This is a genomic window from Mesorhizobium escarrei, assembly GCF_935825525.1.
Classification (GTDB): domain Bacteria; phylum Pseudomonadota; class Alphaproteobacteria; order Rhizobiales; family Rhizobiaceae; genus Mesorhizobium; species Mesorhizobium escarrei.
This window is the reverse complement of sequence record NZ_CAKXZT010000124.1, coordinates 214,447-231,766: the sequence shown is the minus strand read 5'-3', so window position 1 is coordinate 231,766 and position 17,320 is coordinate 214,447. Positions and strand designations below refer to the sequence as shown.

General features: G+C 63.2%; 20 protein-coding genes. 8 read left to right on the top strand and 12 right to left on the bottom strand.

The window, feature by feature from the left end:
• Positions 1–85 precede the first annotated feature (85 nt).
• Entirely contained in the window at positions 86–1,195 is a 1,110-nt protein-coding gene (aroC, locus tag NMG80_RS15470) for a chorismate synthase (protein WP_254018888.1), read from the bottom strand.
• A 290-nt stretch (positions 1,196–1,485) separates the two neighbouring features.
• On the opposite strand from aroC, the gene NMG80_RS15465 reads away from it, so the two are divergent.
• A complete protein-coding gene (locus tag NMG80_RS15465) occupies positions 1,486–1,749 on the top strand; it encodes a DUF1344 domain-containing protein (protein WP_254018887.1) in 264 nt (87 codons plus the stop codon).
• Positions 1,750–1,993: 244 nt separating this feature from the next.
• Here NMG80_RS15465 and NMG80_RS15460 read toward each other — a convergent pair whose 3' ends face one another.
• The 4 genes from NMG80_RS15460 to NMG80_RS15445 form a co-directional block, all read right to left on the bottom strand.
• A complete protein-coding gene (locus NMG80_RS15460; protein ID WP_254018886.1) occupies positions 1,994–2,581 on the bottom strand; it encodes a histidine phosphatase family protein in 588 nt (195 codons plus the stop codon).
• Between the two features lie 61 nt (positions 2,582–2,642).
• Positions 2,643–3,461, bottom strand: a complete 819-nt coding sequence (gene fabI / locus NMG80_RS15455; protein ID WP_254018885.1) for an enoyl-ACP reductase FabI — start codon at positions 3,459–3,461, stop codon at positions 2,643–2,645.
• Positions 3,462–3,606: 145 nt separating this feature from the next.
• A complete protein-coding gene (locus tag NMG80_RS15450) occupies positions 3,607–4,527 on the bottom strand; it encodes a DnaJ C-terminal domain-containing protein (RefSeq protein WP_254018884.1) in 921 nt (306 codons plus the stop codon).
• A 99-nt stretch (positions 4,528–4,626) separates the two neighbouring features.
• A complete protein-coding gene (locus NMG80_RS15445; RefSeq protein WP_254018883.1) occupies positions 4,627–5,103 on the bottom strand; it encodes an RT0821/Lpp0805 family surface protein in 477 nt (158 codons plus the stop codon).
• Between the two features lie 41 nt (positions 5,104–5,144).
• Here NMG80_RS15445 and pdxH point away from each other — a divergent pair, with 41 nt between their 5' ends.
• Both pdxH and NMG80_RS15435 read left to right on the top strand, forming a co-directional pair.
• Positions 5,145–5,762, top strand: a complete 618-nt coding sequence (gene pdxH / locus NMG80_RS15440) for a pyridoxamine 5'-phosphate oxidase (RefSeq protein WP_254018882.1) — start codon at positions 5,145–5,147, stop codon at positions 5,760–5,762.
• 102 nt (positions 5,763–5,864) lie between these two features.
• Entirely contained in the window at positions 5,865–6,104 is a 240-nt protein-coding gene (locus NMG80_RS15435; RefSeq protein WP_254018932.1) for a CopG family ribbon-helix-helix protein, read from the top strand.
• A gap of 111 nt (positions 6,105–6,215) precedes the next feature.
• On the opposite strand, the gene NMG80_RS15430 is transcribed toward NMG80_RS15435, so the two are convergent.
• From NMG80_RS15430 to NMG80_RS15420, 3 genes are all read right to left on the bottom strand, one after another.
• Positions 6,216–6,524: a type II toxin-antitoxin system RelB/DinJ family antitoxin gene (locus NMG80_RS15430; protein ID WP_254018881.1), complete on the bottom strand. Its 309-nt coding sequence runs from the start codon at positions 6,522–6,524 to the stop codon at positions 6,216–6,218.
• A 68-nt stretch (positions 6,525–6,592) separates the two neighbouring features.
• Positions 6,593–7,345 (bottom strand): crotonase/enoyl-CoA hydratase family protein, encoded by a 753-nt coding sequence (locus tag NMG80_RS15425; protein WP_254018880.1) that lies wholly within the window; start codon positions 7,343–7,345, stop codon positions 6,593–6,595.
• Between the two features lie 53 nt (positions 7,346–7,398).
• Positions 7,399–9,168, bottom strand: coding sequence for an acyl-CoA dehydrogenase family protein (locus NMG80_RS15420; RefSeq protein ID WP_254018879.1), 1,770 nt, complete (start codon positions 9,166–9,168; stop codon positions 7,399–7,401).
• 206 nt (positions 9,169–9,374) lie between these two features.
• Here NMG80_RS15420 and NMG80_RS15415 point away from each other — a divergent pair, with 206 nt between their 5' ends.
• Positions 9,375–9,605: a hypothetical protein gene (locus NMG80_RS15415; protein WP_254018878.1), complete on the top strand. Its 231-nt coding sequence runs from the start codon at positions 9,375–9,377 to the stop codon at positions 9,603–9,605.
• 175 nt (positions 9,606–9,780) lie between these two features.
• Positions 9,781–10,872 (top strand): glycoside hydrolase family 25 protein, encoded by a 1,092-nt coding sequence (locus NMG80_RS15410; protein WP_436798622.1) that lies wholly within the window; start codon positions 9,781–9,783, stop codon positions 10,870–10,872.
• A 25-nt stretch (positions 10,873–10,897) separates the two neighbouring features.
• On the opposite strand, the gene purD is transcribed toward NMG80_RS15410, so the two are convergent.
• Complete coding sequence (purD, locus tag NMG80_RS15405) at positions 10,898–12,175, bottom strand: phosphoribosylamine--glycine ligase (RefSeq protein ID WP_254018876.1); 1,278 nt, start codon at positions 12,173–12,175, stop codon at positions 10,898–10,900.
• A gap of 170 nt (positions 12,176–12,345) precedes the next feature.
• Between purD and NMG80_RS15400 the strand changes: the two genes are divergently transcribed.
• Genes NMG80_RS15400 through ubiA form a run of 3 tightly spaced genes read left to right on the top strand, consistent with a single transcriptional unit; the run spans position 12,346 to position 13,971 of the window.
• A complete protein-coding gene (locus tag NMG80_RS15400) occupies positions 12,346–12,564 on the top strand; it encodes an AbrB/MazE/SpoVT family DNA-binding domain-containing protein (RefSeq protein WP_274609405.1) in 219 nt (72 codons plus the stop codon).
• Complete coding sequence (locus NMG80_RS15395) at positions 12,564–12,938, top strand: type II toxin-antitoxin system VapC family toxin (RefSeq protein ID WP_254018875.1); 375 nt, start codon at positions 12,564–12,566, stop codon at positions 12,936–12,938. The genes NMG80_RS15400 and NMG80_RS15395 overlap by 1 nt, the downstream gene beginning before the upstream one ends.
• 49 nt (positions 12,939–12,987) lie before the next feature.
• Positions 12,988–13,971: a 4-hydroxybenzoate octaprenyltransferase gene (ubiA, locus tag NMG80_RS15390; protein WP_254018874.1), complete on the top strand. Its 984-nt coding sequence runs from the start codon at positions 12,988–12,990 to the stop codon at positions 13,969–13,971.
• Positions 13,972–14,144: 173 nt separating this feature from the next.
• Here ubiA and NMG80_RS15385 read toward each other — a convergent pair whose 3' ends face one another.
• The 3 genes from NMG80_RS15385 to NMG80_RS15375 all read right to left on the bottom strand — a co-directional run bounded on the left by NMG80_RS15385 (position 14,145) and on the right by NMG80_RS15375 (position 17,308).
• Complete coding sequence (locus NMG80_RS15385) at positions 14,145–14,711, bottom strand: DUF6101 family protein (RefSeq protein ID WP_254018873.1); 567 nt, start codon at positions 14,709–14,711, stop codon at positions 14,145–14,147.
• A gap of 184 nt (positions 14,712–14,895) precedes the next feature.
• Positions 14,896–16,326, bottom strand: coding sequence for an FAD-binding oxidoreductase (locus tag NMG80_RS15380; RefSeq protein ID WP_254018872.1), 1,431 nt, complete (start codon positions 16,324–16,326; stop codon positions 14,896–14,898).
• Positions 16,327–16,336: 10 nt separating this feature from the next.
• Positions 16,337–17,308: an L-threonylcarbamoyladenylate synthase gene (locus tag NMG80_RS15375; RefSeq protein ID WP_254018871.1), complete on the bottom strand. Its 972-nt coding sequence runs from the start codon at positions 17,306–17,308 to the stop codon at positions 16,337–16,339.
• Positions 17,309–17,320: the final 12 nt, after the last annotated feature.

Below are 17,320 nucleotides of genomic sequence, written 5' to 3'. Positions count from 1 at the left end.
GGGCAGTAGGGCAGTAAGGCAGTAAGGGATTAGGGAAAAGGAAAAAATTGGCTGCTTCGGCGGGATAATATACTGCCCTGCTGCCCTACTCCCCTACTCCCTTCCCTGTCTGTCCCCGATGACGCAGATAGTGATCGGCGATCGCGCAGGCAACCATCGCCTCGCCGATCGGCACTGCGCGGATGCCGACGCACGGATCGTGGCGGCCCTTGGTCATGATCTCGACGTCATTGCCGTCCTTGTCGATCGACTTTCGCGGGGTCAGGATCGACGAGGTCGGCTTGACGGCGAAGCGCGCGACAATCGCCTGGCCGGTCGAGATTCCGCCGAGGATGCCGCCCGCATTGTTGGACAGGAAGACCGGTTTTCCGTGATTGCCCATACGCATCTCGTCGGCATTTTCTTCGCCGGTGATGCGGGCGGCCTCGAAGCCGTTGCCGATCTCGACACCCTTGACGGCATTGATCGACATCAAGCCCGAGGCAATGTCCTGGTCGAGCTTGGCGTAGATCGGCGCGCCCAGGCCTGCCGGAACCCCGTCGGCGACGATCTCAATTATCGCGCCGACCGATGAACCCGCCTTGCGGATGCCGTCAAGATACGCGGCGAAGACGGCGACCGATGCCGGATCGGGTGTGAAGAATGGATTTTCGGCATCGCCAACGAAATTCCAGTTCCAGTTGGCGCGGTCGATCGATTTTTCTCCCATCGACACCAGCGCGCCGCGCACGATCATGCCGGGCACGACCTTGCGGGCCAAGGCTCCGGCCGCCACCCGCGCCGCCGTCTCGCGGGCCGAAGAACGGCCGCCACCGCGATGATCGCGCAGGCCGTATTTGGTGTCGTAGGTATAATCGGCATGACCCGGCCGGTATTGGCGGGCGATCTCGCCATAGTCCTTGGAGCGCTGGTCGACGTTCTCGATCAGCATCGACACCGGCGTGCCGGTGGTGATCATGGTCTCGCCGTCGTCGTCTAGGATGAAGCCGGACAGGATATTGACCTCGTCGGGTTCGCGACGCTGCGTCACAAAACGCGATTGACCCGGGCGGCGCTTGTCGAGTTCGGCCTGGACCTCAGCGCGCGTGAAGCGGATGCCGGGAGGACAGCCGTCGACCACGCAGCCGAGCGCTACGCCATGGCTTTCGCCCCAGGTGGTGACGCGGAAAAGATGGCCAAACGTATTGTGAGACATGAAAACCAGCCCTGCCGGCATCGACCCGGCTTAGCGCATGACCCCGAAAACCGGAGCGATTCTGGAAAGGATCATGCGCAAAATCAAAAGTGCCACAGCGTCGTTTCTGTGTCAGGACGCGCGGCGCAGTAGCTGCGTTCTATTGGCGTTTTCCGCAGTGGTCAAACTGTGATCTGGCGGATTTAGTTTTGACACATTCGGTTGGTTTCTGCTTCCCTCGACCCGTCTGTTGAACACCGTCTGTTGAACACCCGCCGCCACTGAGCCGGCGCAATGATAAGAGGACGATGATGCGTATCCTGATCGGCGCCGTTGCCGCGACTTTGCTGATTTCCACCGCCGCCTTTGCCGGCCAAACGGAAGGGCTGATCAAGGAGATCGACAAGGACACGTTGACGCTGACACTCGACGACGGCAAATCCTACAAGCTGAACGCCGAAACGGATCTCGAAGCGCTGAAACCCGGCATGGACATCGTGATCGCCTACGACGAGGCAAACGGCGAGAACATCATCACCGACATGCAATTGCCGGACAGCGATTCAACCGAATAGAGGCTTTCCGGCCAACCCATTCAAGCGAGTTATATGGTGGTGGTTTCGAGAACCGGCGCGTAGCGGACATTAGAGCGCTGCGCGTCCAATTGGACGCGCAAGGACGCTCTAACACTTTGCACTTCCGCATGATCCTTTTCCGGAAACCGAAATCGGTTTCCGGGGTCATGCGCTGGTCCGTGAGCACCGGAAGCGCAGAAAACGCCATCAGATGGCCGCCAGAGTAGAGTTTCCAAACGGTCTCTTAGAGCCACTCCAAGCGTCGGCCCTGCAGCCTGAGCAAGCGATCGTGCGGCACATTCAGCTTTGCGGCTTCTTTCTCGGGCATTCCCAGCACCATTCGAAATAAGGCGCGCACGACGCCGCCATGGGTCACGCAGACTGTCTGGCGGTCCAGCGCGTCGAACCACGGCTTTACCCGTTCGAGCAGCATTTGATAGCTTTCGGCGCCCTCGCCGGGCGGCAGGAAATTCCACTTGTCGAGGCGCCGCTCCCTGGCCGAGCCGAGATGCCGGGCCTCGAGTTCGGGAAAGGTGAACCCCTGCCAATCTCCGAAACTCATTTCGACGAGCCGCGGATCGGTGCGGTAAGCTTGGGGATCGAGCCCCATCGCCATGCGAATGCGTTCCATGGTCTCACGCGTTCGCCGCATCGGGCTGGCGACAAAATCGAAATCTTCGGGGTTATGAACGAATTCGGCCAGTCGATGGCCATTGCGGGTCGCCTGCTCGCGGCCAAGCGGGTTGAGATCGGTGTCGGCCTGTCCTTGCAGCCGGGACTCGGCGTTCCACACCGTCTGGCCATGGCGCGCGATGTAGACGAGCGGATACATCAGGTCATCCGGAGAGCTGTCGAGAGCAGGCTGGAGGCGGGAGAGTATATTCGAGGCGGGTCTATTCCTTGACGGTCGAAATATCAGGCGCGTCGACCGCCTTCATGCCGACGACATGGTACCCGGAATCGACATGGTGGACCTCGCCGGTGACGCCGCGTGAAAGGTTTGAAAGGAAATAGACCGCGGAATCGCCGACCTCCTCTTGCGTCACCGTCTGCTTTAGCGGCGAATTGTATTCGTTCCACTTCAAGATGTAGCGAAAATCGCCGATGCCGGAGGCTGCCAGCGTCTTGATCGGACCGGCGGAGATGGCGTTGACGCGGATTTTCTTGGCGCCAAGGTCGACGGCCAGATAGCGCACGCTGGCTTCGAGCGCTGCCTTGGCAACACCCATGACGTTGTAGTGCGGCATCACTTTTTCCGCACCGTAATAAGTCAACGTCAGCAGCGAGCCGCCATCGGTCATCAGCGCCTCGGCGCGCTTGGCGATGGTGGTGAAGGAAAACACCGAAATGTCCATCGTGCGCAGGAAATTGTCGCGCGTCGTCTCGACATAGCGGCCTGTCAGCTCGTCCTTGTCGGAAAAGGCGATGGCGTGGACGAGGAAATCGAGCTTGCCCCAATGCTTGGCGATGTCGTCGAAGACCGCATCGAGCGTTGTCGGATCGGTCACATCGCAATGGCCGGCGACATGGGCGTTGAGTTCCGCCGCCAGCGGCTCGACGCGCTTCTTGAACGCCTCGCCCTGATAGGTCAGCGCGATCTCGGCGCCGTGGTCGACGCAGGCCTTGGCGATGCCATAGGCGATCGACCGATTGTTCGCGACGCCCAGGACAAGCCCGCGCTTGCCGGCCATAATGCCTTGTCCACCCGCCATGTGAGCGCTCTCCGCAAGATTTTCTGCTTCGTGAAGTGGCTATCGCACAGGCACAGAGCCCCTTCAAGCGTTCAAAACGGACAGATGAGAGACAAGGGCGTTTGCGGCGCAGCGCGCCTTTGACGCGCAAGCCGAGAAATCCGGGCTAGCGTCTGCGGTTGCGCATCAATGCTTCGAGATCGCTGTCGCCACCCTCAGGCAGCATCAGCCGCACATGCGCGTAGAGATCGCCGTGACCGCCGACTTTTTCCGGCAGGCCCCTGCCCTTCAGCCGCAGGACCTTGTCCGAGCTCGACCAGGCGGGAACATTGACTGCAACCTTGCCGGTCGGCGTTTCGACCGCCACCTTGGCACCCAGCACCGCATCCGCCAGCGCAACCGGCAGGTCGGCATGAAGGTCGCGGCCTTCGACACGGTAGCGGGGATGCCGCCGGAAACGGATCTTGACCAGCGCATCGCCCGGTTGCCCCGGCCCATGCTCGCCCTGGCCTTTCAGTCGGATGGTCTGGCCGTCCTCGACATAGGCTGGCAGCTTGACGGCGACCTTGCGCCCGTCGGGGAACATCGCCGTTACCTTCTCAGCAGTCGCCGCTTCTTCGATGGTGATGTCGAGCGTCACGTTCAGGTCGGCGCCGGACGGCGCCTGCCGGCCGGCGCCCATGCCGGCGCCGCGAGAGAAGGTCTCGCCGAAAATCTGGCTGAAGATGTCGCTGCTGCCGTCGAACGGATCGCCGCTCGGACGGCTTGAGCGAAACTCGAAACGCGAGCCGCCCGGCCCTTGCTGCCGGCGAAAACCGGCGAACGGATCGGCGCCGCCGGCGGCGCCCTCGAAGCCTTGAAAGCGCGGCTTGCCCTCGGCGTCGATCTCGCCGCGATCGAAAGCCGCACGGTTCTTCTCGTCGCCGACAATCTCGTAAGCCTGGTTGGCCGCGGCAAACCGCTCCTTCGCCCTGGGATCCGGATTCTGGTCCGGATGATACTCCTTGGCGAGTTTGCGGTATGCCGATTTTATATCCTTGGCCGATGCGTTCTTGGCAACGCCCAGCACCTCATAGGGGTCGCGCATGCTTCCTGTCCTGGGGAAGGAGTGAGTCCACGATTGCCATCTATATGCGCTCGCATAGGAAGAAATTCCAGTAGCTTACGGTCATATGATGGCGGAAAATCAGAGCGCTTTGAAGTCCTGCATTCGCCAGGCGCCGGCGCCGGCCAGGCACACCTCGCCCTTGAACAGGGCGACGCCGTCGAAGCTTTCGCGTGAGGCGGTGAAGCGGCGGCAAAGCTGGCCGTTGTCCCTGGACTCCGCCAGTTCGGTGATCGAGCCGCGCGAACCGGTATCGGAATTCGCCCAGGGGACGGCCTGCCCGCCAAGTTCCTGGATATCGGCTGAAGACACCGCGTTGCGGATCGTCGCCTGGTCCGAGGCGCGTTCCTGGTCAACCGGCAAGACAGAAGCAGGCGTGCTGCTGGTGAGGATCGTACGGTCGACCTCTGCCTGCTCCAAACTGAAGCCGCCGGCACCGCAGGCGGCAAGCGGCAAGGCGACCAGCACGATCGCTGCGGCCTTGACCGCAACCTGCGCGTTGGCCGAAGCGATTAGGCTCCATTGCCTGCTGTCAAAAAGTTGCGCGATGCGCGACAATCGGCAATCTCCCCCGGCCGGCAATAGAATTTGGAAAAACTATGAGCGAAACTGAGTTAACAAGCGGTGACTTTGCCGAGGCTGCCGAGCCATTCCGCCTGTTTGCCGCATGGCTCGACGACGCGACGAAGAGTGAGATCAACGATTCCAACAGCGTGGCGCTGGCGACCGTCGATGCCGAGGGCATGCCGAATGTGCGGATGGTGCTGCTCAAGGGGTTCGATGAAAGCGGATTTGTATTCTATACGAATTTCGAGAGCGCCAAAGGCCGCGAGATTCTTGGCAGCATGAAGGCGGCGATGTGCTTTCACTGGAAATCGCTGCGCCGGCAGGTGCGCGCGCGCGGGCCGGTGGAGATCGTTACGGAGGCGGAAGCGGACGCGTATTACGCGACGCGTCCGCGCGGCAGCCGCATCGGGGCATGGGCGTCGAAGCAATCACGGCCGCTGGAGAGCCGCTTTGCACTGGAAAAAGCCGTCGCCGAATACACGGCGCGCCATGCGATCGGCGAGATCCCACGGCCGAAACACTGGTCGGGTTTCCGCATCGTGCCGCAGACGATCGAGTTCTGGCACGACCGGCCTTTCCGGCTGCATGACCGCATTGTTTTCTCGCGCAACGCTGAGGGCGGCTGGGACAAGACAAGGCTTTATCCCTGAGCGGGTGGTCCCTTAAGCAGCTTCACCAGGGAGCCTGAGCAATCCTTGCCGAACCACCTTGGTTCACCAATAATCATAGTGAACCAAATGAAAGTTCTTTCCATGGCGGCTTTTACCGTGCGCGTCCCGGACGAAACTGCAACCAGGCTTGACCAGCTTGCCGAAAAGCTCGACCGCTCGCGCTCCTATGTGGCCGCGCAGGCCATTGAGGACTTCGTAGCCCGTGAGGAATGGCAACTCGCCGAGTTAGAGGCCGGATTGGCCGACGCCGAGCGCGGCGATTTTGCCAGCGACAGTGATGTCGCCGCTGTTGCCGGAAAATACGTCAAGTCGCGGAAATGATCGCCTGGTCGATGCAGGCAACAAGATCAACGGCCGCTCAGGGATTTTCGGCTTCGATACACGTGAAAATGTCGTCGCGATCGGAGAGCACAAACCGCGCCCTGACCAGCCTCAAGACTCACCTGCCTCCGCCTTGCGAAGCGCTGCCGCCCGCCGTCCAGCAAAATGGGATTCGGCATCGGCGTCTTCAACGTCCGGCCGGATATCCTCGAGCACCTGCAGAACTTTCGCTCGGAACCAGGCATCGTGGGCGTCACTGTTGCTGACGAGTTCGAGCGGCAAGGCGCCCTCATTCGCGGTGCGCGTCAACAAGATGCGGACGGCATCGGAAACCGTGAGCCCCATGTTTTCCAGAACCGCCGTGGCGCGTTCCTTCACCTCAGCGTCAATTCGGGTCTGGACCAGTGCGTTCGACGGCATGGCAGTCTCTTCCAGCAGACAATGTAATGCATGTGCATGACATATGCCAGACTCTCTAGTAACGCCAGCTATCCCTTCTTCCTGGCCATGAAGGCCGTCAGCGCAGCGCGGGCCTCGTCGGATTTGAGCCGCTCGCGGAAATGCTCGCTTTCCTGGCCGATGCGGGCAACGAGGTCTTCACGCGAGCCGCGCATCAGGTCACGCGCGATCTTCAGCGCTTGCGGCGGCTTGGCCGCGATCTGGCTGGCCGCTGCCAGGACGGAGGCTTCGAGCTCGTTCTCCTCGACCACCGCGTAGATCAGCCCGGCCGCTTTCGCCCGCTCGGCCGAAAATCCTTCGCCGAGGCCAAGCAGCGCGAAGGCGCCCTGCCGGCCGAGAATCTGCGGCGCAAGCAGGCTCGACCCCGCCTCTGGGACCAGGCCGAGATCGACGAAGGGCGTGCGGAACATTGTGCGCGGCGTGGCGAAGGTCAGGTCGCAATGCAGGTTGAGCGTGGTGCCGATGCCGACCGCAATGCCGTCGACGCCGGAAACCATCGGTTTTTCCGCCCTGGCCAGCGCCATCAGGAAATCCCAGACTTCGGTGCCGCCCTCTCCGCCGGTGGCGACGACCATGAAATCGGCGAGGTCGTTGCCCGACGAGAAGGCGCCTGAAACACCGAGGAAGACATGGACGCGGATGGCCGGATCGGCATCGCCCTCGGCAAGCGCTTTGGACATTTTCGCATACATGGCCCGCGTCAAGGCGTTCTTCTTGTCCGGACGGTTCATGCGGATGATCTGGATGGCGCCCTGGCGCTCGACGAGGATGTGGTCTGTCACGGGTGGTCCTTTGTGAAACGCCGGGCTTTTGTGAAACGTCAACCTGGTGGCTGTTAGGGAGAAATCAGTGTCTTGCCGGCAGCGGCAAGGCTGTCGGCGCCGCCGATGACGCGCTCCTTCAGCGCACCTGCCTCGCCAAGGAGGTTTTCGGTGAAGAAGCGGCAAACGGCGATGCGGCTTTGGTCGGCAAGCGCGCCGCGCGCCAGATAGGCGCCGCCCGCTGCCAGCGAAATCAGCCTCAGATATGGCGTCGCGCCGGCCAGCGCCGCGTCCGAGCGGCCGTCGGCGAGCAGCCCTTGCAGGAAGCGCGACGCCTGGCTGAGATCGTCGAGTGCCTGGTCGAGGCCATCGGCGGTGCGGCCAAAACCTTGAAGATTCGAGGTCCGCACTTGATTGGCGACGGCTTTCAGTTCGGCGATGTAGTCATGCACATGATCGCCGCCGCCAAGCGGCAGCTTGCGCGCCACCAGGTCTATCGCCTGGATGCCGTTGGTGCCTTCGTAGATTGGCGCGATGCGCGCGTCGCGATAAAGTGCTGCCGCGCCCGTCTCCTCGATGTATCCCATGCCGCCATGAACTTGCAGCCCGAGCGAGGCGACCTCGACGCCGACATCGGTGGAAAAGGCCTTGGCCAGCGGCGTCAGCAGATTGGCGCGCTCCTGCCAATGGATGGCTTCATCGCCGACGGATACGCGCGCGTGGTCAATGGCATGCGCGCAGCAATAGCTGATGGCGCGCGCAATCTGGGTCAGCGCCTTCATGGTCAGGAGATTGCGCTGCACGTCGGGGTGATGGACGATCGGCGCCATGCCGTTGCCATTGTAGCTCGCGGCCTTGCCTTGCCGGCGGTCATTGGCGTAGGCGAGCGCCTTCTGCGTGGCCGTTTCGGCGACCGCAACGCCCTGCATGCCGACGGCGAGCCGCGCATTGTTCATCATGGTGAACATGCAGGCCAGGCCCTTGTTTTCCTCACCGATCAGCCATCCGATCGCGCCGGGGACGGGCCCTTCGAAACCGTCGCCATAGATCATGGTGCAGGTCGGCGAGGCGTGGATGCCCAATTTGTGCTCCAGCCCGGAGCAGAAGACGTCGTTGCGTGCGCCAAGCGCGCCGTCGTCGCCGACAAGGAATTTCGGCACCAGGAACAGCGAAAGGCCACGCGTGCCGGCCGGCGCATCCGGCAGCCGCGCCAGCACCAGATGGATGATGTTGTCGGTGAAATCGTGCTCGCCATAGGTGATGAAAATCTTCTGGCCGAAGATGCGATAGGTGCCGTCGCCGGCCGGCTCGGCGCGGGCGCGTAAGGCATTCAGATCCGAGCCCGCCTGCGGCTCGGTCAGGTTCATCGTGCCCATCCATTCGCCTGAGACGAGCTTTTCCAGGTATTTGGCCTTCAGCGCCGGTGAGGCATGCTTGTCGAGCGCTTCGACCGCGCCCATGGTCAGCGTTGGGCCGATGCCGAAGGCCATGGCGGCGGAGTTCCACATTTCGAGCGCGGCGACGCCCAGCATGGTCGGCAGCGCCTGGCCGCCGAACTCCTCCGGCGCTGACAGCGCGTTCCAGCCGCCGTCGATCCAGCGGCGATAAAGTTCCTTCCAGCCGGGCGGCGTGGTGACGTCAGCGCCGCTCAGCACCGCGCCTTGTTCATCGCCGATCTTGTAGAGCGGCGCGACCTCTTCGCTGGCAAAGCGGCCGGCTTCCGCCAGAATTGCGTCGACGACGTCTTCGCCAAGGTCGCCAAAGGTGCCGGCGTCAAGCGCCGGCTTCAAGCCCGCCACATGTTTCAGCGTGAAGGCGATTTCCTCGACTGGTGCCCGGTACATGCCGCTCGCTCCTCCTCTGTCCCAGGCCAGCAGATCCGTGCCGACACAAAAACCATTCGCTTTTTGGTCGCCTCTCCCGCCTTCTTTTTACGTAAACGTCAAATTTTGTCACGCGGATTTTGCAATTGGAGCAGTTCACGCTAAAATCCGCAAACAGCCGGACAAGTCGACCGGCGACAGATCAAGAATACCGGATCGGACCGCCCGTGCTCGCCAGACCTGACGCCTATCGCTGCATCGAATGCGGCCTGCCCTATCGAGCGGCAGGTTTTTGGCACCATCGGGGCAAGATCGAGGACGGGGCCGCCTATTGGTCGGATCGCGGCATTCTGTGTTCGCCGCAATGCTCGCTGGCCCATCACCGCAAGCGCCAGGCTGAGGGAACGCTGCCGGAAGCGCCGGCGCCCGACCCGTTCCAGCCGCTCGCCCTGCGTTGATGACCAGCAAAGCCATCCCCGGCACGATTGCGGCTGTCGCCGCGGGCCGCCGAAAGCATTTCCTTAACCATGGCGGTTCAGGATCAGGCTTTGGCCAGCAAGGATCTGCTGTTTGAAGCTGCCGGCGCACCCTCTCCGCCGCCCAGGACTCCTCGGCGTCGCGACCGCGATGACAATGGCGTTGGCGCCGGCACAAGCCTCGGACTTCTCCGAGCCCTGGAAGAATACCGACCGGGCGCTGGTGATCGACGCCTACGAATACAATCCCATCGATTGGTCCGAGCTTGCCACAGACAAGCGCATCGTCGGCTTCATCAACAAGGCGTCCGACGGGATGCCGCCAGCATATTTCTGTTTCGGCGACGAGACCGCGACGCGGCTCTGCAAGGCGCTGTGGAAGCGCCATGCGGTGGCACAGGAACTGTTCCAGACGCGCAAGGTGGTGGCCAAGGCGCTCGGCCTGAAATGGGGCGCTTATCACCTCGCCCGACCCGGCAACCCGGTGGGACAGGCCAATAATTTCATCAATTTCGCGAAACCTGGTCCGGACGACCTGCTCGCCCTCGACATCGAGGATGACGACCCGACGAAATGGATGTCGCTCGAGGATGCAGAGGAATTCGTCCGCCATGTGCATCGGCGGATTGGCCGTTTTCCGGTGCTTTATACTAACGGCAAGACCGCCAAGCACATCGCCGACAACAAGTACAAGTACCGGCTGCTGTCGCGGCTGCCGCTCTGGTATGCGCGCTACAAGCCCAACATCGGCGTGCATTTCCCGATGGGCAACTGGCAAGCCTACGCACTCTGGCAGTTTTCGGCAAAAGCCAATTGCGGCCGGTTCCGCTGCCCCTACCGGGTGGCTGGCACGCCCAACGACATCGATGTCAATGTCGCACCGATGGATGCCGCCGCGTTGCGCGCGCAATGGCCGTTCGGCGGCCTGATCGACGCGCAGCCAGATTACCTCGCCTCGATACCGCTGCCTCTCTCGCGGGCGGCCGGCCTTGCGGGCAATGTCACCCTTACCTATGCGACCGTGGCGCCGCCGCCGAGTTTCACCGAAATTGTCGCCGCGTTCAGCGCGGGCTGGTCCAAGTTCCGCGGCAGTTTGCAAATGCCTGCCGTAGGGACAGTGCTGCGTCGCCGGATCGCCGACTATGTGGCGTGGCTGCGAAAGGAAAAGCCCTCCGCATCGGCCGTTGAAGCCGCGCCCACCGATCCGGTCAGCACTGCGTCGACCGAGCTGGATCGTCGCCCCCGCTAATCTTGCCCCCGCTAAATCATGTAAGTCAGCGCGCCTGCTCGCGGGCCACGGCCTGCCAGCCGATGTCGCGGCGGCAAAAACCTTGCGGCCAATCGATCCGGTCGAGCGCGGCGTAGGCTCGTCGCTGCGCCTCGCCGACCGTGCCGCCGGTCGCCGTGACACCGAGCACACGGCCGCCATTGGCGACCAGCGAGTCATTGTCGATGGCGGTGCCGGCATGAAAGATCTCGACGCCATCGCCTGCGGCCTGTTCGACGCCGCGGATGACCGAGCCCTTTTCCGGGGTGCCGGGGTAACCCCTTGCCGCCATAACCACGGTGAGCGCCGCCTCGTCGCGCCAGCGCACTGAGGTATGTGCAAGCTGGCCGTCGGCGGCAGCGTTGAGCAGGACCAGGAGATCGTCCTTCAGCCGCATCATCAGCACCTGGCATTCCGGGTCGCCGAAACGGGTGTTGTATTCGATCAGCTTCGGCCCCTCGCCTGAGATCATCAGCCCGGCAAACAGCACGCCCGAGAACGGCGCGCCAAGTTCGGCCATGCCGCGCATGGTCGGCTCGACGATCTCGCGCATGGTGCGGTCGATCATCTCCGGCGTCATCACCGGGGCCGGCGAATAGGCCCCCATGCCGCCGGTGTTCGGGCCGACGTCGCCGTCACTGAGGCGCTTGTGGTCCTGCGCGGTGCCGAATGGCAGCGCGGTGACGCCGTCGCACAGGCAAAAGAAGCTCGCCTCCTCGCCGGTGAGAAACTCCTCGACCACCACCTCCGCGCCTGCCTGTCCGAAGGACCCGTCGAAACAGGCATCGAGTGCTGCCAGCGCCTCGGCCAAATTCATGGCGACGGTAACGCCCTTGCCGGCGGCGAGGCCGTCGGCCTTGATGACGATCGGCGCGCCTATCTTTTCGACATAGGCCCTGGCCGACGCCAGATCGCCGAAACGGCCATAGGCGGCGGTCGGGATGGCGTATTTCGCGCAAAGATCCTTGGTGAAACCCTTCGAGCCTTCCAGCCGCGCCGCCGCCCTGGACGGGCCGAAGACGCGAATGTTTTCAGCGCGAAGGTCGTCGGCAATGCCGGCGACCAGCGGCCCTTCCGGCCCGACCACGACGAGGTCGATCTTTTTCTCCGTGCAGAACCGGGCCACCGCCGCATGATCGGCAATGTCGAGCGTCACCAGTTCGGCTTCGTGGCCGATGCCAGGGTTGCCGGGCGCCGCGTAAAACTTGGTCAGTAGCGGCGAGGCCGCGATCTTCCAGGCCAAGGCATGTTCGCGGCCGCCGGAGCCAATCAACAATACGCGCATGCCCAGGTCCCTTGCCGTTCCACGATCCGGACTGCGCTATTGTGCCCCGGACGACGGGTCAAGACATTTGGGTGCTTCGACGGCAATTGCGCACGGGAACGTGGGCTCCAACTGCACCTTGCATTGGCCCCAATTGCGTCTTACGTTTTGTGCATCGATCAAGTGAGGGTATGATAATGTCGGAGACTGCAACCCTGTCCTCGAAGTTTCAGATATCGATTCCCAAGGCGATCCGGACGGCCCAGCATTGGGAAGCGGGTTTGACCTTTGCCTTCATCCCGAAGGGAACGGGCGTGCTACTCGTCCCTGTGCCGAAGCGGGAAGCGCTGAAGGGACTGGCGAAGGGCGCTTCGGCGACGGAATATCGCGACCGGTCGGACCGTGTCTGATGGTGCTCGTCGATACCTCGGCTTGGATCGAATGGCTGATAGGCTCCACGACTGGAGAGCAGGTGGCCGAGCATCTGCCCGAGCGAGCCGACTGGCTCGTTCCGACCATGGTGCAGTTGGAACTCGCAAAATGGCTCACTCGCGAAGTGGGCGAAAACAAAGCCGATCAGACCATCGCCTTTACGCAGGTCTGTAGGGTGGTCACGCTTGACACGGAGATCGCCCTAGCCGCCGCCGAAGCCTGCCGGAAGCACAAATTGGCAACCGCAGATGCGATCATTTTCGCGACCGCTCGGGCGCATGACGCGACGCTCCTGACTTGTGACAAGCATTTCGAGAGCCTGCCAGTCGTGACCCTCATCGAAAAGATCTAGGTCGCCGACGAGGCTTGACGCTTTCCGCCGCTGCTGCCACTTCAGCACGATGGAACCCATCCAGTCGAAAACAGCCCAGGGCCGCGTCGCCGATGCGCCGAGCGGCCACTGGGTCTACCGCATTCTGCCACGCCTGACATGGCCCTATGCGCAGCTTGCCCGGTGGGACCGGCCGATCGGTTGGCAGTTGCTGCTGTGGCCGTGCTGGTGGTCGGCAGCCCTTGCCGCGAGTGCCTATCCACGCCCTACTGATCCCCTGCTCACGCTGCTGCCGGCGCCATGGTATCTCGTGCTGTTCCTGATCGGCGCCGTCGCCATGCGCGGCGCCGGCTGCACTTACAACGACCTGGTCGACCAGGACATCGACAACCAGGTGGAACGCACGCGCTCGCGGCCGCTGCCGGCGGGAAAGGTCACGCGCCGGCAGGCTTGGGCGTTTCTCGTGATCCAGGCGCTGGTTGGACTGGCTGTGCTAGTGCAGTTCAACAGCTTTGCCGTCCTGCTCGGCATCTGCTCGCTCGCCGTCGTCGCCATCTACCCGTTCATGAAGCGGTACACCAACTGGCCGCAACTGGTTCTCGGCCTTGCTTTTTCCTGGGGTGCGCTGATGGGATGGGCGGTCGAATTCGGCGATCTCGATGGCCCACCCGTGATGCTCTATATCGGCTCTATCCTGTGGGTGATCGGCTACGACACGATCTATGCGCATCAGGACAAGGAAGACGACGCCATCGTCGGTGTGCGCTCGACCGCACGCCTGTTCGGCGACAACACCAGGATCTGGCTCGTCGGGCTTTATGGCGGAGCGCTGGTCTGCTTCGCCATCGCCTTCGCGGCGGCGCAGGCGCCGGTGCCGGCGCTGGCCGGCCTGGTCGCCGCCGGCGCCCATATGGTGCGGCAGATCACCGTGCTCGACATCGACGATCCGGACCAGTGCATGCTTTTGTTCAGGTCGAACAACCAGGTCGGCTGGCTGATCTTCCTCGGCCTGATCGGCGGTGCGTTATGGGTGGCGCTGAAGCCGCTGGTGTAGGGTATGTCGATACTCAGGATGCCGGCCTGCAAACGGCGGCTTCCTGCGCTTCCGGTGCTCACGTACGAAAAGTACGGCTCCGCTCCGGAAGCCACCATTTTCGGCTCGGCCTGACCTGAATATCAACACACACTAAGCGCGTCACGTTTCAACGGACTTTTGCGCGACATGCACTATTCGCGCGAGATGATCTCCTGGCCGCCGATCACCAGCCTGAGGCCGAGGTCGCCGGCCCTGCGGCGGGCGAGGAAGCGCGGACGACGCTTGGTCGAAAGCCGACCCCTGCGGCGGTCCTGCGCCGGCAATGTCTTGATGGCGGTGCCAAGCGATTCCTCCAGGGTGCGGGCGATGCCGTCGGATTCGATCAAAAGCATCGGCAGACGGTATGCATCGGCCCAGGCGCGCCAGTCGGCGGCGACATCCTCGAGATCGTCGGCCACCAGCAGCGGCACCGACAGCATCGGATCATTGTGCAGAAGCTCCAGCGTCACCGTGACATTGCCGTCCGGATCCTCCATTGCGCGGGCTGCCACGCCACGAAACGCGTTGGCGGGCAGAGCGATGAACGCCGGCACGCCGCTCATCTCCAGCACGCGCCGAATGACGGCGCCACGGTGGTCGATGGTGAAGGTAACGTCGCCATAGTCGTCGCGCGTCGCGTAGCTCACCACCTGCGGCAGGCGGAATGGGTCGAGGCGCATATTGCGCCCGGCCCAGACTGGCTTCAGTCCAGTGTTCATATCGTGCCTTTCCTGTCTCTCCTGAGAGCCGGTTTTCCGGTTCTCCGGGCCGGTTTTTCCAGCCTCGTTGTGGGGAAACATTAGCGCGGGCTTCTTATCGCAGCGCTTAAGAAAGTCGGTTAAATTTTGCTGATCTCGAGAGGATGGTTATCGGAATGCGACCATTCACAAGACGGCGAAAGGATCAGATAACCTTACCGGGATTCATGATGCCGGCCGGGTCGAAGGCCGTCTTCACCCTGCGCATCAGCTCGATCGCCATCGGCGGCGCTGTCGCGATCAATTCATCCCGCTTCAGCTGGCCAATGCCGTGCTCGGCCGAGATCGAGCCGTGAAGGCTGCGCACCACATCGTGCACGGCCTTGTTCATGGCGTGATACAGCCCGAGAAACGCTTCGTCATCGCCGCCGATCGGCCGGGAGATGTTGTAGTGGAGATTGCCGTCGCCCATGTGGCCGAAACACACCTCGCGCGCACCGGGGCTGACCGATTGAACGGCGCCGGCTGCCTTTTCGATGAATTGCGGGATGGCCGCCACCGGCACAGAGATGTCGTGCTTGATCGAGGCGCCTTCGGGCTTCTGCGCCTCGGGCAGCAGCTCGCGGAAATTCCAGAACGCGTCGCCCTGCGCGATGCTCGCCGCAATCACTGCATCGCCGACGATCTCCTGCTCGAGGCCGACTGAGAGCACCTCCTCGATCAGGGCCCTCGCATCCTCCACCGAGCGACCCGAAGAGATCTGCATCAGCACATACCATGGCCAATCCCCGGACAACGGCCGCACGACGCCAGGCGCGTGCAAAAGCGTAAAATCGTAGGGCCTCTGGCCGATCAGCTCGAAAGCAGTGAGCGCAGCACCGGCGCGATCCATCGCCAGGCTGAACAGGGACAGTGCCGCCTCAGGTGACGACAGGCCGGCAAAGGCCACCTCGCCCCCCTTGGGCTTTGGGAAAAGCTTGAGCACGGCCGCGGTGATGACGCCGAGCGTGCCTTCCGCGCCGATGAACAGGTTCTTCAGATCGTAACCGGTGTTGTCCTTCTTCAGCTTGCGCAGATCGTCGAACACCTCGCCGGTCGGCAGCACCACCTCGACGCCGAGGCACAGCTCACGCGCATTGCCATAGGCGAGAACGCCGGTGCCGCCGGCATTGGAAGAGAGATTGCCGCCGATCTGGCAGGAGCCTTGCGCGGCAAGCGACAGCGGAAACAGGCGGTCGGCGGCATCGGCCGCTTCCTGCAGCGTCTGCAGGATGACCCCGGCCTCGACGGTGACCGTGTTGGACAGGACGTCGATCTCGCGAATGCGGTTCAGCCGCGACAGCGACAGCACGATCTGGCGGCCGGACGTGTCCGGCACCTGCGCGCCGACCAGCCCGGTGTTGCCGCTTTGCGGCACGACCGGCGTTCCCGTCTCGGTCGCCAGCCGCATGATGCGGCTGACCTCGTCGACGCTGCCGGGCCTCAGCACCAGCGCCGTCCTGCCATGCCACAGGCCGCGTCTCTCCGTGAGGTAAGGCACGATATCCTGCTGGTCACGAAGCGCATATTTGTCGCCGACGATGACCGCAAAGCGGTCGATGAGGGCGGGGTCGATATCCCTTGAGATGTCGTTCATGGACGGGAAACTATGGTGCTCGATCGATCTTGTCACGAGGGGCGGCGGCGCGCCAAAGCCGGTCGTTGATCGCCTCGCCCAGCCCGTCGGAGGGGATCGGCTCGACGGCGATTGTTTTGGCGCCGCTGCGATCGAGATCCTGCATATGGGCAAAGAGGTTGCTTGCTGCCTCGCGCAGGTCGCCGGTCTCGGATAGGTTGCGCAAGGCGGCAGCGCCTTGCCAGCCTTCGGCGCGGCGCGGGCCGAAGGCCAGCAAGGCTTCGCCCTTTGCGACGTTTGCGGCGTTGACCCGCACCGCAGCACCCGGCGCGTAATGCGAGGCGAGCATGCCCGGCGCCTCGATGCCCGCCGCGCCGCGCCACAGCTTCATGCCGGCGGCCGCTTCGATCTCTTCGGCGGCAATGCCGCCCGGCCGCAGCAGCCGCAGCTTTCCGCCCTCTATCTTCACGATTGTCGATTCGAGCCCGACCGACGTCGCGCCGCCATCGACCACCAGCTTGATTTTTGGACCAAAATCGGCGGCCACTGCCTCGGCTGTCGTTGCGCTGATCCTGCCTGAGGAATTGGCGCTGGGCGCTGCAAGCGGGCGTCCAAGCCTGGCGATCAGTTGGCCGCCAAAGCCTTTCGGCATGCGCAGCGCGATCGTATCGAGCCCGGCCGTGACCAGCGGATGAATGCCGTTGCCGGGCCACTGCGGCAGCACCAGCGTCAGCGGTCCCGGCCAGAATGTCTGCGCCAGCCCTTTCGACACGGGATCGAACAGCGCGATGCGCTCAGCCATCGCCAGATCGGCGACATGGGCGATCAGCGGATTGAAGCGCGGCCGGCCCTTGACCTCGAAGATGCGCGCCACGCCAACACCATTGGTGGCATCGGCCGCCAGTCCGTAGACGGTTTCGGTCGGAATGGCGACGACATCGCCGCCTTCGAGCAGCGCCAGCGCCCGCTCCATCGCCTCGCCGGCGGCAAGTATCTCAGCCACTCTCATCACCTT

Bases quoted from the DNA above. Each gene is read 5' to 3' on its own strand.
- ubiA (WP_254018874.1), top strand. From the start codon at position 12,988: ATGGAACCCATCCAGTCGAAAACAGCCCAGGGCCGCGTCGCCGATGCG.
- NMG80_RS15420 (WP_254018879.1), bottom strand. From the start codon at position 9,168: ATGTACCGGGCACCAGTCGAGGAAATCGCCTTCACGCTGAAACATGTG.
- NMG80_RS15460 (WP_254018886.1), bottom strand. From the start codon at position 2,581: ATGTATCCGCTCGTCTACATCGCGCGCCATGGCCAGACGGTGTGGAAC.
- NMG80_RS15380 (WP_254018872.1), bottom strand. From the start codon at position 16,326: ATGAACGACATCTCAAGGGATATCGACCCCGCCCTCATCGACCGCTTT.
- aroC (WP_254018888.1), bottom strand. From the start codon at position 1,195: ATGTCTCACAATACGTTTGGCCATCTTTTCCGCGTCACCACCTGGGGC.
- NMG80_RS15465 (WP_254018887.1), top strand. From the start codon at position 1,486: ATGCGTATCCTGATCGGCGCCGTTGCCGCGACTTTGCTGATTTCCACC.
- NMG80_RS15435 (WP_254018932.1), top strand. From the start codon at position 5,865: ATGGCGGCTTTTACCGTGCGCGTCCCGGACGAAACTGCAACCAGGCTT.
- NMG80_RS15385 (WP_254018873.1), bottom strand. From the start codon at position 14,711: ATGAACACTGGACTGAAGCCAGTCTGGGCCGGGCGCAATATGCGCCTC.
- NMG80_RS15410 (WP_436798622.1), top strand. From the start codon at position 9,781: ATGGCGTTGGCGCCGGCACAAGCCTCGGACTTCTCCGAGCCCTGGAAG.
- NMG80_RS15400 (WP_274609405.1), top strand. From the start codon at position 12,346: ATGATAATGTCGGAGACTGCAACCCTGTCCTCGAAGTTTCAGATATCG.
- fabI (WP_254018885.1), bottom strand. From the start codon at position 3,461: ATGGCGGGTGGACAAGGCATTATGGCCGGCAAGCGCGGGCTTGTCCTG.
- pdxH (WP_254018882.1), top strand. From the start codon at position 5,145: ATGAGCGAAACTGAGTTAACAAGCGGTGACTTTGCCGAGGCTGCCGAG.
- NMG80_RS15430 (WP_254018881.1), bottom strand. From the start codon at position 6,524: ATGCCGTCGAACGCACTGGTCCAGACCCGAATTGACGCTGAGGTGAAG.
- purD (WP_254018876.1), bottom strand. From the start codon at position 12,175: ATGCGCGTATTGTTGATTGGCTCCGGCGGCCGCGAACATGCCTTGGCC.
- NMG80_RS15395 (WP_254018875.1), top strand. From the start codon at position 12,564: ATGGTGCTCGTCGATACCTCGGCTTGGATCGAATGGCTGATAGGCTCC.
- NMG80_RS15450 (WP_254018884.1), bottom strand. From the start codon at position 4,527: ATGCGCGACCCCTATGAGGTGCTGGGCGTTGCCAAGAACGCATCGGCC.